The sequence below is a fragment of the Kitasatospora sp. CM 4170 genome, assembly GCF_032110285.1.
Classification (GTDB): Bacteria; Actinomycetota; Actinomycetes; order Streptomycetales; family Streptomycetaceae; genus Kitasatospora; species Kitasatospora aburaviensis.
The window spans coordinates 2,748,088-2,766,624 of sequence record NZ_CP134877.1 but is presented as its reverse complement, the minus strand read 5'-3'; the positions used below and the strand labels follow the sequence as shown (position 1 = coordinate 2,766,624).

The following is an 18,537-nucleotide window of genomic DNA, read 5'->3' as shown; positions in this document are numbered from 1 at the left end:
TAAGGTGGCTCAATGACTGACCATCAGATATCTCTCCGCCCTATCTCGGAAGCGGACTTGGCACTTCTCGAAGCGCTCATCCAGGACCCGGAGGCCGTCGGCCCGCTGCAGTGGTACGGCTGGTCGGATCCCGGACGCCTGCGGCGCAAGTGGGCGGAGAACGGGCTGCTGGGGGAGGAGCAGTCCCACCTGGCCGTGGTCGCAGAGGGCGCGTTCCGCGGCTTCGTCGCCTGGCGGCGCCGGGCCGTGGTGCCGGCCGCGCCGTACTGGAGCATCGGCATCCAGCTGACCCCGGACGCGCGCGGCCGCGGCATCGGCACGGCAGCCCAGCGGCTGCTGGTGGACTACCTGTTCGCCCACTCGCCGGCGGTGCGCCTGGAGGCCGACACCGAGACCACCAACCCGGCCGAGCAGCGCGCCCTGGAGAAGTGCGGCTTCACCCGCGAGGGCGTGCAGCGCAGCCTGGTCTTCCGCGACGGCGAGTGGCGCGACATCGTCCGCTACAGCCTGCTCCGCTCGGACCCGCGCCCGGCCTGACCCGCCTCGGGCCGGGCGCCGGCGCCCGCCGCCCTACTGGACGACGAGCGTGCCCGTCATGTTCGGGTGGATGTCGCAGTGGTAGGCGTACGAGCCGGGGGCGGACGGCGCGGTGATCGTCGCCGACTGCCCCTGCTCAAGCAGGCCGGTGTCGAACTCCTTGTTGATGGCCGTGAGCGTGTGCCCGGCGCTGTCCTGGTTGGTGACGGTGATCTTCGCTCCCGGCGCCACCGTGAAGGTCGCGGGGTTGAAGAGGAAGTTCTTGATCGTCACCGTGACCTGCCCCGCAGCGGCGGAGCCGGAGGCCGTCCCGGTGGCCGACGGGGAGGCCGTCGCGGTCGGCGACTTCGACGGCGACACCGGGGAGGTCGGCGACGGCGACGAAGCCGGTGACGGGCTGGCGGTCGCGGTCGGAGTCTTCGGCTCGCCGCCCCCGTCGGAGGAGCAGCCGGCGGCGCCGAGCAGGAGCAGGGCCGCCGCGCCGACGGCGAGGGCGGTCCGGCGGGGACGGGAAGGGCGAACGGTCAACATGCTGCTCCAGCCTTGCTGCCTGCGGCGACGCGCCCACGCTAGACCGTCCCGGCCCGCCCGCCGGGCAACCGGAACCGAGGGTCACCCGAATGCCGGAGCGGCGCGGCGCCCGCCCCCGCCGGGCACCGCCGGCGCTACCAGGGCAGCGGCTTCCCGTGGCGGAAGAAGCCGCCGGTGGGGCCCGAGTCGGGCAGCGTGGCCGCCCAGACGACGCTGGCGCCGCCCTCCTCCACCGGTGCGCCGCCGGGGCCGCCCATGTCGGTGGCGATCCAGCCCGGGCAGACCGCGTTGACCAGGATCCGCTCCGCCCGCAGCTCGTCGGCGAGCTTGCGGGTGAGCGCGTTGAGGGCCGCCTTCGAGACGCCGTACGCGGGTGTCCCGCCACCCATGCTCTCCAGTGAGCCGGACTCGCTGGAGACGTTGACCACCCGGGCGCGGGCGGAGCGGCGCAGCAGCGGGAGGAACGCCTGGGTGGTCTGCCAGGCGCCGAAGAGGTTGGTCTCCAGGGTGCGGCGCACCTCGTCGAGATCGACGTCGGTGGCGCGGGCGGTGGTGTCGTAGTTGATCGCGGCGTTGTTGACGAGGACGTCGAGCCGGCCGAACTCCGCCTCTACGGCGCGGGCGAGGGCGTGGAGGCCGTCGTCGTCGGTCACGTCCAGCCGGCGGGGCAGGACGGTGCCCGCGGAGCCGGCGAGTTCGGCGGCGGCGCGCTCGGCGTCCTCCTGCCGCCGGGCGCAGAGCAGCACGGTGTGGCCGAGGCCGGCCAGCTGGCGTGCGGTCTCCCGGCCGATCCCCCGATTGGCGCCCGTGACCAGCGATACCGGTGCGTCCGTGCTCAAGGTGCTCTCCTCCTGGCGTCCCGGCACCGGCGGTTCCGGTTCCGGTTCCGTTCCGGCAGGCTATGCCGCCGGGCGAGCCCGTGGACCGGTCCGGGGAGGTAGGCGGACGTGCGACCTTGGTCGTAGTCCGCCGAACGGGGTACCCGTCCACGGCCCGGGCGTCCGTCAAGGGCCGTCGACCTCAGCGGCCGCAGACGTCGGCGGCCTCCGCCGGGGCCGGCTCGGGGCCGGAGGCCGGATCGCGGGTGAGCAGGTACCGGGCGCCGGGGCCGGCTTCGGCGGCGCGGTCGCCGGCGTTGTAGAGGGCGCAGCGGTTGAGCGACAGGCACCCGCAGCCGATGCAGCCGGTGAGTTTGGCCTTCAGCCGCTCCAGTTCGGCGATCTGCTCGTCGATCCGGTCCTGCCAGGACACGGCGACGCCGTCCCACTCGGCCCCGCTCGGGGCGCGGTGCTCGGGCAGCCGGTCCAGGGCGACCCTGGCCTCGTCGAGCGAGAGGCCGACGCGCTGGGCGGCCCGGACGAAGGCGACCCGGCGCAGCGTGCCGCGGGTGTAGCGGCGCTGGCCGCCGCCGGTGCGGGTGGCGTGGATCAGGCCGAGCTTCTCGTAGTAGCGCAGGGCCGAGGCGGCGAGGCCGCTGCGGTCGGCGAGTTGGCCGATCGTGAGCAGGTCGTGGCGGCTGGGGCCGGCGGGCTGCTCGGGGGCGGTGGGCGCGGTCATGGGGGTCACTGTAGCCCGCTTGACTTCAAGTCGACTTTAACTTGCACCATCGAGGACATGACGACGACGATCCCGGGCGGAGCCGCCTTCACCGACCTCCCCGCCCTGATGGGCCTGATGACCGGCGACGAGAAGCACGGCCCCGCCGCCACCTCCACGCTGGACGCCCTCTGGGTGCTCTACGACCGCGTGCTCCGTGTCACCCCGGCCACCGTAGAGGACCAGGACCGGGACCGTTTCCTGCTCTCCAAGGGCCACGGCCCGATGGCGTACTACGCCGTCCTGGCCGCCAAGGGCTTCATCGACCGGGAGGTGCTGACCAGCTTCGGCGCCTACGACTCGCCGCTCGGCCACCACCCCGACCGCACGCTCGTCCCCGGGGTGGAGATCGGCTCCGGCTCGCTGGGGCACGGGCTGCCGCTGGCGGTCGGTACCGCGCTCGGGCTGCGGGCCCAGGGGCTGAGCGAGCCCGCGGTCTGGGTGCTGCTCGGGGACGCCGAGTTCGACGAGGGCTCCAACCACGAGGCGGTCGCCTTCGCCGGGGCCGCCGGCCTGGATCGGCTGCACGTCGTCGTCATCGACAACTCCTCGGCCACGCACGGCTGGCGGGGCGGGATCGCGGCGCGTTTCGCCGCCGAGGGCTGGTCGACCGCGACGGTGGACGGTCGCGACCACGAGGCGCTCCACGCGGCGTTCACCGCCGCGCACCCGGGCCGCCCGCACGCCGTGGTGGCGCGGGTCGAGCCCAAGAACGCCTGAGCACCGCCCGCCCACTCCCCACAGCTCAGCACCGACCACGGCCCACCACCGACCACCGCCCGCCACCGACCACCGAACGCCACCCAACGCCGAACGCCGAACGCCACCGAAGGGCACAGGACTTCACCGATGGACACCATGCGCGAGCGCTTCCTCGACGTCACCACCCGCCTGCTCGACGACGACCCGCGGCTGGCCGTGGTGCTGGCCGACATCAGTGCGGCCGGCTTCGCCCCCGCCGCCGAGCGGCACCCCGACCGGGTGGTCAACGTCGGCATCCGCGAGCAGCTGCTGATCGGGGCGGCCGGCGGCCTGGCGCTCAGCGGGATGCGCCCGCTCGCCCACACCTTCGCCAGCTTCCTGGTCGAGCGGCCCTTCGAGCAGATCAAGCTGGACCTGGTCCACCAGGGCGTCGGCGCCGTCCTGGTGAGCGCGGCCGGTTCCTACGACTGGCCGGCCGGTGGCCGGACCCACATGGCGCCGGGCGACGTCGCGCTGCTGGACACCCTGCCGGACTGGACGGTCCACGTGCCCGGCCACCCGGACGAGGCGGAGCTGCTGCTGCGCCACGCGGTGGCCGACGGCGACCGCAACGTCTACGTGCGGCTCTCCGCGCACCAGAACGCCGCCGCCGTGCCGGTCGAGCCCGGGCGGTTCACCACCGTGCGCGAGGGTTCCGGGGGTGTGGTGCTCGCGGTCGGCCCGATGCTGGACGCCGTGCTGGCGGCCACCGAGGGGATGAACGTGACCGTGCTGTACGCGGCCACCGTGCGGCCGTTCGACCGGGCCGGCCTGCGCGCGGCCGTCGGGGGCCGGGCGGACGTGGTGCTGGTGGAGCCCTACCTGGCCGGGACCTCCGCCAACGAGGCGCACGCCGCGCTGAACGACCGGCCGCACCGGGTGCTCGCCCTCGGCGTGCCGCGCGAGGAGCACCGGCACTACGGCTCGATCGCCGAGCACCTGGCCGCCTACGGGCTGGACGCCGCCTCGCTGCGGGAGCGGATCGGCCCCTTCTTCTGGTGACGCCCGGGTGCCCGGTGGGGCCCGCACGCCCGGCAGGGCCTGGGTGTCCGGTGACGCCCGGGTGCCCGGTGGGGCCCGGGACGCCTGGTGAAGCGCAGGCTACGGCGCCGCGCGCCTCACACCGCGACGACCGCCACCGACGCCGCCGCCAGCCGCACCGCCGCGCCGTCGAGCGCGCACTCCCCGAACGAGGCCACCACCTCGCGGCCCGTCGCCCCCAGCGGGAGCGCCGCCGGCCCGTCGCCCAGGTTGACCGCCACCCGGTACGGCCCCCGGTGCACCACCAGCCACCGCGCCGCCTCGTCGAATTCCACCCGGACGGCCGCCAGGTCCGGATCGGCCAGCGCCGCCCGCTCGCGCCGCAGCCGGATCAACCTCCGGTACCAGTCGAGCAGTTCGGAGTGCGGTGCGCGCCACGGCTCGGTCCAGTCGAGGACCGAGCGCAGCACGGTCGCCGGCTCCTGCGGGTCCGGTACCGCCTCCGCCTGCCAGCCGTGCTCGGCGAACTCCCGCCGCCTGCCCCGGCGGACGGCCTCGGCGAGGCCCGGGTCGGTGTGGTCGGTGAAGTACTGCCAGGGGGTGGCCGCGCCCCACTCCTCGCCCATGAAGAGCATCGGGGTGAACGGCGAGGTGAGCACCAGCGCCGCGCCGCAGGCGAGTTGGCCGGCCGACAGGACGGCGGAGATCCGGTCGCCGAGCGCCCGGTTGCCGACCTGGTCGTGGGTCTGCAGGTAGCCCAGCAGCCGGTGGCCGCCACCCGGCGGGAAGGGCCGCCCGTGGCTGCGGCCGCGGAAGGAGGACCAGGTGCCGTCGTGGAAGAACCCGTGGGTGAGCGTCTTGGCCACGGCGGCCAGCGGGGCGCGCGCGAAGTCGCCGTAGTAGCCCTGGGATTCGCCGGTCAGGGCGGTGTGCAGCGCGTGGTGGAAGTCGTCGCTCCACTGGGCGGTGACCCCCTGGCCGCCGGCCGCGCGCGGGGCGGTGGTGCGGGGCGAGTTGAGGTCGGACTCGGCGATCAGGAACAGCGGGCGGTTGGTGGCGACCGCCAACCGCTCGACCTCGGTGGAGAGTTCCTCCAGGAAGTGGACGGCGCGGTCGTCGGCGAGGGCGTGCACGGCGTCCAGGCGCAGGCCGTCGATCCGGTAGTCGCGCAGCCAGGAGAGCGCGCTGCCGATCAGGTAGGCACGCACCTCGTCGGAGCCGGGGGCGTCCAGGTTGACCGCCGAGCCCCACGGGGTGTGGTACCGGTCGGTGAAGTAGGGCCCGTACGCGGGAAGGTAGTTGCCGGACGGGCCGAGGTGGTTGTGCACCACGTCGAGGACGACGCCGAGGCCCTTGCGGTGCGCGGCGTCCACGAAGCGCTTCAGGCCCTCGGGCCCGCCGTACGGCTCGTGCACGGCCCAGAGCGAGACCCCGTCGTACCCCCAGCCGTGTTTGCCGGGGAACGGGCAGACCGGCATCAGTTCGACCACGTCCACCCCCAGCTCGACCAGGTGGTCGAGGTGTTCGGTGGCGGCGTCGAAGGTGCCGGCGGCGGTGAAGGTGCCGATGTGCAGCTCGTAGAGGACGGCCCCGGGCAGCGGCCGGCCGCGCCAGCCGGTGCGGGACCAGCGGAACGCGGTGTGGTCCACCGGCCGGCTGGACCCGTCCGGCCCGTGCGGCTGGCGGGGCGAGCGCGGGTCGGGCAGCGGCGGGCCGCCGTCGAGCCGGAAGGCGTAGTCCCCGGCCGGGGCCTCGCCCCGCCACCAGCCGGCCCGGGCGGTGTCGCGGGCCAGCGGGTGCCGTCCGCCGTCGACCTCCACCTCGACCTGCTCGGCGGCCGCCGGCGCCCACACCTCGTAGTGGCGCGGGGCGTCCGTCCGGGGCCGTGCCGACCGCGGCACGGCCGCCCGTTCCTCGTGGCCCGTCATGCCCCGCCCCTCCTGGTCAGCAGCGCCACCGGCTGGTCCGCCAGCAGCTCGGCCACCGGCACCTCGCCGGCGGCGAAGGTCCGCCGGGTCAGCGTGTCCGTCCAGGTGCCGCCGGCCGGCAGTGCCAGGACGGTGCCCCGCCAGCCGCCGGCCCGCTCCAGGCCGTACGGGAGCCGGGTGACCGCGGTGACCACGTCCTGCCCGCGGGCGAAGGCGAGCAGGTGGCCGGCGGCCGGGCCGGTGGCGGTGAGCGGGCGGTAGCCGCCCAGCGGCCGGGCCCGGCGCAGGTGCAGCGCGGTGGTGGTGAGGTGCAGCTTCTCCCGGGCCGGGTCGTCCGGCCGGGGCGTCGCGGAGTCGGTCAGCCGGACGGCGAGCGCGCCCAGGTCCACCACGCCCCGGTTGTCCGGGTCGACCAGGGTGTGCAAGGGCTCCTCGCTGCCCTGGTAGAGGTCCGGCACTCCCGGCACGGTGAGGTGCAGCAGGGCGGCGGCCAGCGTGTTGGCGCGGGCGTGCGGGGCGATCGCCCGGACGTACCCCTCGATCCGGGGCAGCAGCCCCGGGTTCCCGTAGACCCCGCGGGCCCGCTCGGCGAGCGCCTGCTCGTAGTGGTCGTCGGGGGCCGTCCAGGAGGTGCGCAGCTTGGCCTCGCGGGCGGCCTTGAGCAGGGCCCGGACCAGCCGGTCCGGGGTGATCGGCCAGGCCGCGACCAGGGTCTGCCAGAGCAGCCAGTCGCCCTCCCGGTCGCCGCCGGGGCCGGCGGCGGTGGACCAGGCGGCGGCTTCGGCGGCCCAGCCGTCCGGCTGCTCGGCGAGCACGGCCAGCCGGGCCCGGGCGTCGGCGCTGCGCTTGGTGTCGTGGGTGGAGAGCACGGTCATGGTGGCCGGCCAGTGCCGTTCGACGTAGTGGCACCAGGCGTGGAAGTCCTCCGGGGGCAGGCCCGGGCGGGCCGGGTCGCCGCCGACCTCGTTCAGGCCGATGAGGGCGTTCCAGCGGTAGAAGGCGGTGTCCTCGACGCCCTTGGCGGCGACGGCGGCGGCGGTCTGGGCGAACCGCACGCAGAACTCGTCCTTCTCCGGGCCGCGCCCGAGCCCGCCGAGGGCGAGCCCGGCGACCAGCCGGTCGGTGGGGTCGCCGGAGCCGTCCAGGGCCGCCCGGAGCTGCTCCTGCGAGGCCGCGGGCGCCGGCTCGCCCGGCCGGACGTAGGGGCGGTACGCCGGGTAGCCGGTGAGCACCCGCTGCAGGGCCGCGCGCAGCTGCCAGGGCGCGTGGTCGGCGTGCGCGGGGTCGGCGGCGCCGATCCGCACCGCGAGCCGGACCAGCCGCTCGACCTCGGCGGACAGCTCGCCGAGCGGCCCGGTCATGTCGGCCCGCCCGCGCCGGGCGGCGGCCAGGGCCGGGTGCGGGTCGGCGCAGGGCTCGCCGGCCGCGGCCCCGGAGACGAAGTGCTCGTAGTGGCCGGCCAGCCGGCAGGCGCCGGAGTGGTCGGTGAGGACGCCGTCGATCCGGTGCAGCGCGTCGTAGCCGGTGGTGCCGGCGCAGGGCCAGTCGGTGGGCAGCCGTTCGTCGCCGGTGAGGATCTTCTCGACCACGGTGTAGGCGCCGCCGGTGGCGTCGGAGAGCCGGGTCAGGTAGCCGCGCGGGTCGGCGAGGCCGTCGGGGTGGTCGATCCGGAACCCGTCCAGGACGCCGTCCGCGTGCAGGCGCAGCAGCACGCCGTGGGTGGCCTCGAAGACCTCGGGGAGCTCCACCCGGACGGCGATCAGCTCGTTGACGGTGAAGAACCGCCGGTAGTTCAGCTCGGTGCGGGCCAGCCGCCACCAGGCGAGCCGGTACCACTGGCGGGCGAGCAGCTCGGGGAGCGGGAGGCCGGCGGTGCCGGGCCGCAGCGGGAGGACGTGGTCGTGGTAGCGGAGCCGCTCGCCGTCGACGGCGAGGTCGCCGAGGACGGCGCCGAGCCGGTCGCCGAGCAGCGGCAGCAGCACCCGTCCGCGGTCGGGGGCGTCGGCCGGGCCGGGCTGGGCGGCCCAGTCGATGTCGAACCAGCGCGCGTAGGGCGAGTCCGGGCCGTCCCGCAGGACGTGCCAGAGCGGCCGGTTGAGCTGTTCGGGGACGGGGACGGCCATGTGGTTGGGCACCACGTCGGCGATCAGCCGCAGGCCGCGCCGGTGGGCCGCGGCGGCCAGCTCGCGCAGCGCCGGCTCGCCGCCGAGCTGCTCGCTGATCCGGCCGTGGTCGACGGTGTCGTAGCCGTGGGTGGAGCCGGGGGCGGCCTCCAGCAGCGGGGAGAGGTGCAGGTGCGAGACCCCGAGGGCGGCCAGGTAGGGCACGGCGGCGGTGGCGTCGCGGAGGGTGAAGCCGGGCTGGAGCTGGAGGCGGTAGGTGGCGGTGGGGACAGCGGCCGGGCGGGGCTGCGCGGGCTCGGCGGCGGAGGTCATGTGTCCATGAGTACCCGCGCGAGCCCGCGGCCAAGACCCGGTGCTGATCCGAACAGGTGACCGGGGCCCGGTCACGCGGGCCGCTGCAGCACCATGAGCGAGCGGTCGGTGAGCCAGAGCGCGTCCCCGGCCTTCACCCGGGCGCCGGTCCCGCGGGCGGGCAGCCGGGGCAGGGTGGTGTCGACCACCACCTGCCACTCCTGGCCGTGGTCGGCGGGGACGGTGAACTCCAGCGGCTCGAAGTGGGCGTTGAACATCAGCAGGAAGGAGTCGTCGACGATCCGCCCGCCGCGCCGGTCCGGCTCCGAGATGGCGTAGCCGTTGAGGAAGACGGTGAGCGACTTGGCGTAGCTGGCACCCCAGTTGCGCTTGGTCATCTCCTCCCCGCCGGGGGTGAACCAGGCGATGTCGGTGAGGTCCTCGGAGCCGCCGGCGGCGGGGCGGCCGGAGACCGGGCGGCCGTGGAAGAAGCGGCGGCGCCGGAACACCGGGTGGTCGCGGCGGAGCCAGATCATGCCCTGGGTGAACTCCAGCAGCCGGGCCTCGGGGCCGTCGCCCTCCGGCCAGTGCACCCAGGTGAGCTCGTTGTCCTGGCAGTAGGCGTTGTTGTTGCCGAGCTGGGTGCGGCCGAGCTCGTCGCCGTGCGAGAGCATCGGCACGCCCTGGGAGAGCATCAGGGTGGCGATCAGGTTCCGCTGCTGGCGGGCGCGCAGCTCCTCGACGCCCGGGTCGGTGCTGGGGCCCTCGGCGCCGCAGTTCCAGGAGCGGTTGAAGGACTCGCCGTCCCGGTTGTCCTCGCCGTTGGCCGCGTTGCGCTTCTCGTTGTACGAGACCAGGTCGCGCAGGGTGAAGCCGTCGTGGCAGGTGACGAAGTTGATCGAGGCGATCGGCCGCCGGCCGTCGTCCTGGTAGAGGTCGGAGGAGCCGGTGAGCCGGGAGCCGAACTCGGCCAGGGTGGCGTTCTCGCCGCGCCACAGGTCGCGGACGGTGTCCCGGTACATGCCGTTCCACTCCGTCCACAGCGGCGGGAAGTTGCCCACCTGGTAGCCGCCCTCGCCGAGGTCCCAGGGCTCGGCGATCAGCTTGGCCTGGGAGACCACCGGGTCCTGCTGGACCAGGTCGAAGAACGAGGAGAGCCGGTCGACCTCGTGGAACTGCCGCGCCAGGGTGGCCGCGAGGTCGAAGCGGAAGCCGTCGACGTGCATCTCGGTGACCCAGTAGCGCAGCGAGTCCATGATCAGCTGGAGTACGTGCGGGCTGCGCATCAGCAGGCTGTTGCCGGTGCCGGTGGTGTCCTCGTAGAACCGCTGGTCCTGGGCGAGCCGGTAGTAGGAGACGTTGTCCAGGCCGCGCAGCGACAGGGTGGGGCCCAGGTGGTTGCCCTCCGCGGTGTGGTTGTAGACGACGTCCAGGATCACCTCGATGCCGGCCGCGTGCAGCGCCTTGACCATCGACTTGAACTCCTGGACCTGCTGGCCGCGGTCGCCGGTGGAGGAGTACGAGGAGTGCGGGGCGAAGAAGCCGATCGTGTTGTAGCCCCAGTAGTTGGCCAGGCCGAGGTCGCGCAGCCGGTGGTCGCGGACGAACTGGTGCACCGGCATCAGCTCGATCGCGGTGACGCCGAGTTTGGCCAGGTGCTCGATGACCGCCGGGTGGGCCAGGCCGGCGTAGGTGCCGCGGATCTCCTCGGGGATGCCCGGGTGGAGTCTGGTGAGGCCCTTGACGTGCGCCTCGTAGACGACGGTGCGGTGGTAGTCGGTGCGCGGCGGCCGGTCGGTGCCCCAGTCGAAGTAGGGGTTGATGACCACCGAGTGCATGGTGTGCGGGGCCGAGTCGAGGTCGTTGCGGCGCTCGGGGGCGCCGAAGTGGTAGCCGTAGACGGACTCGTCCCAGTCGATGTGGCCGCTCATCGCCTTGGCGTACGGGTCCAGCAGCAGCTTGGCGCTGTTGTGCCGCTGGCCGAGGCCCGGGTTGTAGGGGCCGTGGACGCGGAAGCCGTAGCGCTGCCCGGGTTGGATGCCGGGCAGGTAGGCGTGCCGGACGAAGGCGTCCGTCTCGCGCAGTTCGACGGCCGTCTCCGAGCCGTCCTCGGCGAGCAGGCAGAGCTCGATCCGGTCGGCGCTCTCCGAGAACACCGCGAAGTTGGTTCCGGCCCCGTCGTAGGTGGCACCGAGGGGATAGGGCTTCCCAGGCCAGACCTGCATCTGTCGTCCCCAACTTCCTTGTGTAGAAGGAAAACTGACATGTAGTCCGACAATCAGCCCGGACTCCGACGCTCTCTTCCCGGCCGGGCGGCCGGGCATGTGCGGCGGCTGCGCACCGTGACGCACGGCACAGTGCGCATACTCCCCGACGCTTTCCCCGGCAGCGGGGCCATTTGGCGCGTGTTCGCCCGAACGGGTGTCCGGCGGTGGTCGGCCGCCCGGTCCGGCGCTGGTCCGGCGGCGGTCCAGCGGCGGTCCGCGCCCGGTCCGCGGCGGTCCGGCAGCCCCCGCGGGGCCGGTGGGGCGGACGGGACGGCCGGGGCCCGCGGACGTCCCTCGGCCAACCGGCTGCGGGCGGCTCGCGGCGGGCAGTACCCTTGATCGTCCGGCCGCCCCCGCGCTCGTGGCGATCCATCAGAAGACCGAGACCCAAGACCGACAGCAGCAGCTCCGGCAGGAACCAGGTGAGGTGGCGCATGGTGTACCCCGCCGGCGGCCGTGGCGGTGGGCCGGGCGGCCCCGACCGGGGCGGCGCCCGCAGCGAGGCGCCGACCGTCGTCATGCGCCCAGCCCTGACCGGCCGCGCCGTGGTGCCCGCGCAGGGCGGGCCGGTCGAGGTACCCGCCCTGGCCTGGTCCGGCACCGAGTGGGAGGACGCCTACCAGCGCGTCCGCCTCTCCGGGCGCGCCTACGTCTGGCTCAACCTGGTCGAGCAGCGGCTGCGCTCGCTCGTCGACGAGGTGCTGTACCCCATCTACGCGCCCGCCCACGGCGAGGACTGGGTCACCGCCGCGGCCGGCCCGGCCGGCGAGGAGTGGGCCCACCGGGCCGGCGCCGTCCGCGAGGTCAGCCGCCGCAAGGGCTACCTGCTCGACCCGGCCGACGACGACCCGCTGGTCTTCCTCACCCTGCCCCAGCTGCGCGAGCTGATGGTCCAGCACTGGCCCTGCTTCGAGCCCTACCTGGCCGACCGCCGCGAGATCGAGCTGGCGCTCGACGAGCTGGAGGTCGCCCGGCACGTCGTCTCCCGCAACCGCGTCCTCACCCCGACCGTCCTCGCCCAGACCGAGCGCGCCGCGGCCCGGCTGCTCGCCGTCCTGGACGGCGGCGCCGGCGGCGTGCCCGCCGACGTGGTCGAGTCCCTGGTGGCCGGCCGGTACGCGGACGTCGTCGCGGTGCACCCCGACCGGGTCCGGCTCCAGCGCGACCTCCCCGTGGAGGACCTGCTGGACGGCGCCCGCCGGCTCGACGCGCTCGGCATCGGCCTCGGCATGCTCTGCCAGAACTACACCGGCAAGCGGCTGGTCCGGCTGGCCGGGGACGGCTGCCGGGTCCGGCTGCTCTTCCTCAACCCGGCCAGCAGCGCCGTCCGCCGCCGCGAGCGCGAACTCGGCCTCGGGCGCGGCGAACTGGCCCGCTCGATCGAGATGAACATCATGCACGTCCGCCGGGTCCGGGCCCGGCTGCGGGACCAGGGCGGCTTCGAGATCCGGGTCTTCGACGAGACCCCGCGCTTCACCGCCTACCTGGTCGAGGGCGCCCGCCCGGCCGGGCCGGCCGGCGGCCTCCGCCGCCAGAGCCGCGACCTCGGCGTCGTCCAGCCCTACCTGCGCCGCGCCCGCGGCATGGAGTCGCCCGCCCTCGTCCTGCGCGGCGGCGCCGGCCAGGAGCCGGGCGGCACCGACGCCGGGCTGCTGGAGGTCTACCGCGAGGAGTTCGAAGGGGTCTGGGGGGACTCCCGGCCGGTGTCCTGACCGTCGCCGACGGGCTCGGCCGGGGCCTCCCGGCCGCCGTCCGGGGCCGGCCGCCGCCCGACCCAGCGACGGCATTGTCGGTGGGGCGGGCGATGATAGGGGCTGTTTCGACCAGCAGGACGGAAGGACACACCCCTATGAGCTGGTGGCAGCAGCCACTGGTCGGCTTCGACCTGGAGACCACGGGCACCGATCCGGCCGTGGACCGCATCGTCACGGCCGCCCTCGTGGACACCGTCGGAGCCCGCCGGCTGAGCGCCACCGGATGGCTGCTCGACCCGGGCGTCCCGATCCCCGCCGAGGCCGCGGCGATCCACGGCATCGGCGACGACACCGCCCGCAGCAAGGGCCGCCCGGCCAAGGAGGCGGTGGACGAGATAGCCGCCGCGCTCTGCGAGCGGCTCGCCGCCGGCCGCCCGGTGGTCGCCTTCAACGCCCCCTTCGACCTCTCGCTGCTCGACGCCGAGCTGCACCGCCACGGCCTCGCCCCGCTCGCCGAGCGGCTCGGCGGGCCGGTCGCGCCGGTGCTCGACGCCCTGGTCATCGACCGGGCCGTCGACAAGTACCGCAAGGGCTCGCGCACCCTGCAGCGGGTCTGCGAGGTCTACGGCGTCGAACTGACCGACGCCCACGAGGCCGGCAGCGACGCCCTCGCCGCCGTCCGGGTCGCCGTCGCGCTCGCCGAGCGCTATCCGGACCGGGTCGGCGCCGTCCCGCTCGCCGAGCTGCACGCCCGCCAGATCGACTGGTACCGGGACTGGGCCCAGGGCCTGGAGTCCTGGCTGCGCCGCGGCAAGGACCCGCAGGCCGTCGTCGACCCGCGCTGGCCGCTGCGCTGACCCGCCGCGCGGGCGCGCGGCGGCCGGGCGGATCACCCGGCGGGGAAGTCGAACCGGTACCCCTGGGCGACCAGCCAGGGGAGCAGCTGCTTCAGCGCGGCGACGGTCTGGCTCCGGTCGCCGCCGCCGTCGTGCAGCAGGACCACGCCGCCGGGGCGGAGCTGGCTCTGCACGGAGGCGACTATCGACGCCGCGCCCGGGCGGGACCAGTCGCGCGGGTCGACCGACCAGCCGAGCGGGCGCAGGCCGAGCCCGGCCGCGATCCGCTGGTTGTCGGCCGTGAACCCGCCGCCGGGGGCGCGGAACCAGGAGACCCGGGTGCCCGGCCCGCCGGCCCGGACGATCTGCTCCTGGGCGTGGGCGATCTCGTAGCCGGCCCGGTCGTGCGAGAGCGCGGCGAACGGCTGCGGGTGGTCCACGCTGTGGTCGCAGAGCCGGTGTCCCGCCGCGATGATCCGCTTGACCAGCGCGGGGTTGGCGGCGGCCTGCTGGCCGATCTGGCAGAAGGTCGCCTTGGCGCCGTACTGGGCGAGCAGGTCCAGCACCTGGCCGGTGGCCGGGCCGGGGCCGTCGTCGAAGGTGAGCGCGACCGTGCGGCCGCCGGAGGCGGTCGAGCGGACGACCGAGGTGGCGGTGTCGTTCGCGGGCGGCGGCGGCGGCGGCGGGGCCGGGGTCGCGGTCGCCGAGGGCGGCCGGGTGGCCGGTGGGGCGGTCGGGGCCGGTGAGTGCGCCGGGGGCTTGGCGGTGCTCGGGGCCGTGGCCGGGGGCTTGGGTGTGGTCGGCTTCGGCGCGGCCGGGGCGGGCGACGTGGCCGTCGCGGCCGAGGTCGCAGGCGCGCCGGGCGGCATCGGCGTCCCCGGCCCGGAGCCCGACGGGCCCGGGGACGAGGGCGTGCCGGTGGGCCCCGCGGACGGCGCGGAGGACGTCGGACCGGCGGGGCTCGACGCGGTGGTGACGCCCGGCTGCGGCCGGAGCGCCCCGTTGGCGGTGCCGCAGGCGGCCAGGCCCAGGGCGGCGGCCAGGACGGCACAGCTCGCGGTCAGGGTGCGCCGGCGGCGCCGGGCGGGCGGTGAGGTGCGGGGGGAGGTGGCGTGCGACGGCATGGCGGCGGCTCCCGGATGCGGCGGTGGGTCCCGATCCCTCGGTCAGGCCCGGTTTCAGGCTGACTGTCAGACAAGACGCCGATCGGATCACGCCCGGTTGCGGTGCACAAGGGCGCGGCTCACCGCGCGGCCCCGCCGTTCCCGCCCTTCCCGCCGGTACCTCGGGCCTCCGGCCCGAAGTCCCCACCCGGAGTCAGAACGGGTACCAGCGCACGTCCGTCGCGCCCGCGCGCAGTGATTCGACCCGGCGGCGGAACTCGGCCTGCGCGGCCGGGTTGCCCGGCGCCTGCTGGGCCACCCAGGAGGCGCTCGCCGTCTCGCGGGCGCCGCGCAGCACCGCGAAGCCCGTCCACTCGCGGACGTCCCAGCCGTACGCGTCGGTGAACGCCCGGTACTCCTCGGCCGGGACGCCGTACCGGTCGTGGCTGAGCGCCAGCACCACCAGGTCGTGCTCGCGCAGGTCGTGCGCCGCGTTCTCCACGTCGAGCAGGACGGGGCCCTCCGGGCCGACGTGGACGTTGCGCGGCAGCGCGTCGCCGTGGATCACCCCGACCGGCAGCTGCGGGACGAGGTCGGGCAGTGCGGCGGCGAAGGCGTCCCGGCGGTGGCGCAGGAAGGCGACGTCGGCGGGGTCGACGTGGCCCTCGGCGGAGGCCAGCCAGCGCTCGACCGGGGCGAGCAGGTCGCGCCGCTCCAGCGGGAAGGGCGGCAGCGGCAGCCGGTGCAGGGCGCGCAGCAGGGGCGCGAGGTCGGCGGGCCGGGCGGGCCGGACGGCCGGTGCGAGCCGCTGCCAGAAGGTGACGGGGTGCCCGTGGGCGAGCTGCGGCTCGGGGGCGACGGCGTCGTACGGGCGGACCACCGGGATGTCCCGGCCGGCCAGCCAGTGGGCGACGGTGAGTTCGTGGTGCGCCCGGTCGTAGAGCTCCGGGCCGCGGCCGACCTTGGCCACCACGGCCGGGTCGCCCAGGTCGAACACGGCGTTCTCGCCGAGGGCGAGCAGCCGGGCGTCACCGGGGCCGGGCAGGCCGGCGGACTCGCAGGCGTGGGCGAGCAGCAGCCGGGCGCGGCCCTCGTCGAAGGGGAGCATGCGGGAGTCCGTTCCGTGGTGGCGGCCGGGACGTCGACCGGGGGTGTCGACCGGCGATCATTGTGGCAAACGCGGGCCGGGCCCCGCGTGAAGCGGGGCCCGGCCGGGAGGGCGGGCGGAGTTGTCGGGGGGTCAGACCCCGATCCGGCGGTGCCGGGAGCCGCCGGCCGGTGCCGGACCGGTGGCGGAGGCCGCTCCGTGCGGCGCCCCGGCGGATCCGGCCGGCGGGAAGGACCCGCCGTGCGAGAGGTCGGGCAGCCGGCGCAGCCAGGCCGGCAGGTACCAGTTGCGCTCGCCGAGCAGGGTCATCACCGAGGGCAGCAGCACCGCGCGGATGACGGTCGCGTCGATCAGCACGGCGACCGCCAGGCCGACGCCCATCTGCTTCATCGCCTGCATGGAGAGGGTGCCGAAGACCGCGAACACCGCCACCATGATCACCGCGGCGCTGGTGACCACCCCGGCCGTGGAGCGGATGCCGTGCGCGACGGCGGCCCTGGTCGGCAGGCCGCGGTCACGGCCCTCCTTGATCCGGGAGACCACGAAGACGTGGTAGTCCATCGAGAGGCCGAAGAGGATCACGAAGAGGAAGAGCGGCACCCAGGACTCCACCGCGCCGACCCCGGCGGTGCCGAGCAGCGAGGCGCCCACCCCGTGCTGGAAGACCAGCGTCAGCACCCCGTAGGCGGCGCCGACCGAGAGCAGGTTGAGCACCACGGCGGTGGCGGCGATCACCGGCGAGCGGAACGAGACGAGCATCAGCAGGAAGGCGAAGGCCACCACGAAGCCGAGGACCAGCGGCATCGAGCCGGTCATCTTCGCGTTGAAGTCGTACGAGCCGGCGGTGCGGCCGGTGACCGGGGCCTCGGTGCCGGGCACCTTGAGCACGGTGGCGGGGACGATCTCCTCGCGCAGGGTCCGCAGCGCGTCGTTGCTGACCGAGTCGTTGCCGGTGCCGTTGAGCGGGATGTCGACGGTGGCGACGTTCTGCGCGGGGTGGACCGTGACGTCCACCGGCCCGTGCATCCTCCCGCTGGCCAGGGCCTTCGTCCTGAGGTCGGCGAGCGCGGCGGTCATCGCGGGGGAGTCGATGTCGGCCGCCTTGACCACCACCGTGGCCGGGGCGGGGCTGCCGGGGAAGGCGGCCTCGATCTTCTGCGAGACGGCGACCAGCTCGTTGCCCTCCGGCAGCTGCTGCCGGAAGGTGAGGTTGGCGGTGTGCATGGTGAGCATCGGCGCGGCGAGGCCGACCAGCAGGGCGCCGGCCAGCACGGTGGCGGCGAGCGGCCGGCGCAGCACCGGGGTGAGGACGGCGTTCCAGACCCGGCCGCCGGTGGCGGCGGTGCCGGGGCGGCGCAGCCGGGCCAGCAGCGGGACGCGGCCCTTCTCGACCCGGTCGCCGAGCAGCGAGAGCAGTGCGGGCAGCACGGTGAGCGAGCCGAGCACCGCGGTGATCACGACCACGATGGTGGCGTAGGACATCGCCTGGAACTCGGCGATGCCGGTGAGGAACATGCCGGCCATGGCGACCACGACGGTCACCCCGGAGACCAGGACGGCCCGGCCGCTGGTGGCGGCGGCGATGGCCAGCGCGGTCGACGCGTCCCGCCCGGCGGCCCGCTCCTCGCGCTCGCGGCGCAGGTAGAAGAGGCAGTAGTCGACGCCGACGGCGAGGCCGACCAGCAGCATCACCGAGCTCGCGTTGTCGCTGGTGTGCAGGAAGCCGCTGCTCAGCGCGACCAGTCCGCCGGCCGCGACGAAGGCGGTGACGGCCAGCACGACCGGCAGGACGGCGGCGACCAGGGCGCCGAAGGCGACCAGCAGGATGCCGAGGGCGAGCGGGACGGCGGTCCACTCGGCGCGGGCGAAGTCGTCGGAGAACTGTTCCTGGATCCACTTGCCCGAGCTGGCGTCGCCGAGTTCGACCACGGTGAGGTCGGGGTGCTGCTTCTGCACGGCGGCGACCGCGGCCAGGACGGCCGGGACGTTCTCGACGGCGTCGTCGTGGTCGCCCTTGAGGGTCAGCTGGACGAGGGCGGCGTGGCCGTCCGCCGAGACCGCCCCGGTGTCGTAGGGGGAGCGGACCTCGGCGGCCTTGCCGGTGGCGTCGATGCCGGCGATCACCCGGCCGACGGCGGCCCGGAAGGCGGGGGCGTCGGTGGTCAGCGCGTCGCTCCGGACCAGGACCGTCTCGCTCGCCGGGGACTCCAGCCCGGCGTCGTCGAGGATCCGGGCGGCGCGGGAGACCTGGCCCGGCATGGACTCGGACTCCTTGATCTCCGTGCTGCCGTGCAGGCCGCCGAGGAGGGCGGCGAGGACGACGAAGAGCAGCCATCCGAAGACGGCGGTCTTCCGGTGCCGGGCGCTCCAGGCGCCCATGGCGGCGGCCACGCCGAGTTTGGTCTTCACGGGAATTCCCCCAGGGAGAGCGGCGGCCGCCGCCGGCGGACGGTGGCGGGTGCGCGGGGCCGGACGGCCGCCGGAAGCGGGCGCCGACTGCGGTTCCGGCGTCGCAAACGACAGTAGGAGAGCCGGAGTTGAGGGGGTATCCGGCTGGCGGGGGAGTTCCTCCGGGGGTCTTCCCAGGGGCGCGGGGTGGGGTTTTCCCTACCCCGCGCCCCTGACTTTCTCCTCCCTCGGTCCGGGGCCCGGCTCCACCCTGAGGGGGAGGTGTCTCCACCCCGAGCACGAGGTGAAAGGGCTGGTCGGCGGGTGAAGATGGTCCGGGGCCGCCGCTCGGCGTCCCCGGGGGGATTCGGCCTGCGGGGTAAATGGCTTGCCGGGCGGCTAGCAAGTTCTCG

General features: G+C 75.2%; 14 protein-coding genes. 5 read left to right on the top strand and 9 right to left on the bottom strand.

Translation table 11 applies throughout. The features are described 5' to 3' along the window. The first annotated feature begins 12 nt into the window (after positions 1-12). Positions 13-537: a GNAT family protein gene (locus tag RMN57_RS11180; RefSeq protein ID WP_313763241.1), complete on the top strand. Its 525-nt coding sequence runs from the start codon at positions 13-15 to the stop codon at positions 535-537. Positions 538-570: 33 nt separating this feature from the next. Here the strand turns inward: RMN57_RS11180 and RMN57_RS11175 are convergent, their stop codons facing one another. The 3 genes from RMN57_RS11175 to soxR all read right to left on the bottom strand — a co-directional run bounded on the left by RMN57_RS11175 (position 571) and on the right by soxR (position 2,625). Continuing rightward, a complete protein-coding gene (locus RMN57_RS11175) occupies positions 571-1,068 on the bottom strand; it encodes a cupredoxin family copper-binding protein (RefSeq protein ID WP_313763240.1) in 498 nt (165 codons plus the stop codon). A gap of 134 nt (positions 1,069-1,202) precedes the next feature. Continuing rightward, positions 1,203-1,907, bottom strand: a complete 705-nt coding sequence (locus RMN57_RS11170) for an SDR family oxidoreductase (protein ID WP_313763239.1) — start codon at positions 1,905-1,907, stop codon at positions 1,203-1,205. Positions 1,908-2,088: 181 nt separating this feature from the next. Then, on the bottom strand, positions 2,089-2,625 hold the full coding sequence (gene soxR, locus RMN57_RS11165) for a redox-sensitive transcriptional activator SoxR (protein WP_313763238.1): 537 nt from the start codon (positions 2,623-2,625) through the stop codon (positions 2,089-2,091). Between the two features lie 57 nt (positions 2,626-2,682). On the opposite strand from soxR, the gene RMN57_RS11160 reads away from it, so the two are divergent. Beyond that, complete coding sequence (locus RMN57_RS11160; protein WP_313763237.1) at positions 2,683-3,384, top strand: transketolase; 702 nt, start codon at positions 2,683-2,685, stop codon at positions 3,382-3,384. A gap of 129 nt (positions 3,385-3,513) precedes the next feature. Continuing rightward, positions 3,514-4,407 (top strand): transketolase C-terminal domain-containing protein, encoded by an 894-nt coding sequence (locus tag RMN57_RS11155; RefSeq protein WP_313763236.1) that lies wholly within the window; start codon positions 3,514-3,516, stop codon positions 4,405-4,407. Positions 4,408-4,523: 116 nt separating this feature from the next. Here the strand turns inward: RMN57_RS11155 and treZ are convergent, their stop codons facing one another. The 3 genes from treZ to glgX form a co-directional block, all read right to left on the bottom strand. Continuing rightward, positions 4,524-6,314, bottom strand: coding sequence for a malto-oligosyltrehalose trehalohydrolase (treZ, locus tag RMN57_RS11150; RefSeq protein ID WP_313763235.1), 1,791 nt, complete (start codon positions 6,312-6,314; stop codon positions 4,524-4,526). Then, complete coding sequence (gene treY, locus RMN57_RS11145; protein WP_313763234.1) at positions 6,311-8,749, bottom strand: malto-oligosyltrehalose synthase; 2,439 nt, start codon at positions 8,747-8,749, stop codon at positions 6,311-6,313. The genes treZ and treY overlap by 4 nt, the downstream gene beginning before the upstream one ends. A 71-nt stretch (positions 8,750-8,820) precedes the next feature. Then, positions 8,821-10,953: a glycogen debranching protein GlgX gene (gene glgX / locus RMN57_RS11140; RefSeq protein ID WP_313763233.1), complete on the bottom strand. Its 2,133-nt coding sequence runs from the start codon at positions 10,951-10,953 to the stop codon at positions 8,821-8,823. A gap of 476 nt (positions 10,954-11,429) precedes the next feature. On the opposite strand from glgX, the gene RMN57_RS11135 reads away from it, so the two are divergent. Both RMN57_RS11135 and RMN57_RS11130 read left to right on the top strand, forming a co-directional pair. Further along, positions 11,430-12,707: an SAV2148 family HEPN domain-containing protein gene (locus tag RMN57_RS11135; RefSeq protein ID WP_313763232.1), complete on the top strand. Its 1,278-nt coding sequence runs from the start codon at positions 11,430-11,432 to the stop codon at positions 12,705-12,707. Positions 12,708-12,844: 137 nt separating this feature from the next. Beyond that, complete coding sequence (locus RMN57_RS11130) at positions 12,845-13,546, top strand: exonuclease domain-containing protein (RefSeq protein WP_313763231.1); 702 nt, start codon at positions 12,845-12,847, stop codon at positions 13,544-13,546. A 32-nt stretch (positions 13,547-13,578) separates the two neighbouring features. Here RMN57_RS11130 and RMN57_RS11125 read toward each other — a convergent pair whose 3' ends face one another. The 3 genes from RMN57_RS11125 to RMN57_RS11115 form a co-directional block, all read right to left on the bottom strand. Then, positions 13,579-14,649 (bottom strand): polysaccharide deacetylase family protein, encoded by a 1,071-nt coding sequence (locus tag RMN57_RS11125; protein WP_313763230.1) that lies wholly within the window; start codon positions 14,647-14,649, stop codon positions 13,579-13,581. Positions 14,650-14,842: 193 nt separating this feature from the next. Next, complete coding sequence (locus tag RMN57_RS11120) at positions 14,843-15,736, bottom strand: aminoglycoside phosphotransferase family protein (RefSeq protein ID WP_313763229.1); 894 nt, start codon at positions 15,734-15,736, stop codon at positions 14,843-14,845. A 132-nt stretch (positions 15,737-15,868) separates the two neighbouring features. Then, positions 15,869-18,115, bottom strand: coding sequence for an MMPL family transporter (locus tag RMN57_RS11115; RefSeq protein WP_313767783.1), 2,247 nt, complete (start codon positions 18,113-18,115; stop codon positions 15,869-15,871). Positions 18,116-18,537 lie beyond the last annotated feature (422 nt).

What these genes read in the sequence shown, in the direction of transcription:
- RMN57_RS11125 (WP_313763230.1), bottom strand. Translation starts at nt 14,649, where the DNA reads ATGCCGTCGCACGCCACCTCCCCCCGCACCTCACCGCCCGCCCGGCGC.
- soxR (WP_313763238.1), bottom strand. Translation starts at nt 2,625, where the DNA reads ATGACCGCGCCCACCGCCCCCGAGCAGCCCGCCGGCCCCAGCCGCCAC.
- RMN57_RS11115 (WP_313767783.1), bottom strand. Translation starts at nt 18,115, where the DNA reads ATGGGCGCCTGGAGCGCCCGGCACCGGAAGACCGCCGTCTTCGGATGG.
- RMN57_RS11180 (WP_313763241.1), top strand. Translation starts at nt 13, where the DNA reads ATGACTGACCATCAGATATCTCTCCGCCCTATCTCGGAAGCGGACTTG.
- treZ (WP_313763235.1), bottom strand. Translation starts at nt 6,314, where the DNA reads ATGACGGGCCACGAGGAACGGGCGGCCGTGCCGCGGTCGGCACGGCCC.
- RMN57_RS11175 (WP_313763240.1), bottom strand. Translation starts at nt 1,068, where the DNA reads ATGTTGACCGTTCGCCCTTCCCGTCCCCGCCGGACCGCCCTCGCCGTC.
- RMN57_RS11135 (WP_313763232.1), top strand. Translation starts at nt 11,430, where the DNA reads ATGGTGTACCCCGCCGGCGGCCGTGGCGGTGGGCCGGGCGGCCCCGAC.
- RMN57_RS11120 (WP_313763229.1), bottom strand. Translation starts at nt 15,736, where the DNA reads ATGCTCCCCTTCGACGAGGGCCGCGCCCGGCTGCTGCTCGCCCACGCC.
- RMN57_RS11160 (WP_313763237.1), top strand. Translation starts at nt 2,683, where the DNA reads ATGACGACGACGATCCCGGGCGGAGCCGCCTTCACCGACCTCCCCGCC.
- RMN57_RS11130 (WP_313763231.1), top strand. Translation starts at nt 12,845, where the DNA reads ATGAGCTGGTGGCAGCAGCCACTGGTCGGCTTCGACCTGGAGACCACG.
- RMN57_RS11155 (WP_313763236.1), top strand. Translation starts at nt 3,514, where the DNA reads ATGGACACCATGCGCGAGCGCTTCCTCGACGTCACCACCCGCCTGCTC.
- treY (WP_313763234.1), bottom strand. Translation starts at nt 8,749, where the DNA reads ATGACCTCCGCCGCCGAGCCCGCGCAGCCCCGCCCGGCCGCTGTCCCC.
- glgX (WP_313763233.1), bottom strand. Translation starts at nt 10,953, where the DNA reads ATGCAGGTCTGGCCTGGGAAGCCCTATCCCCTCGGTGCCACCTACGAC.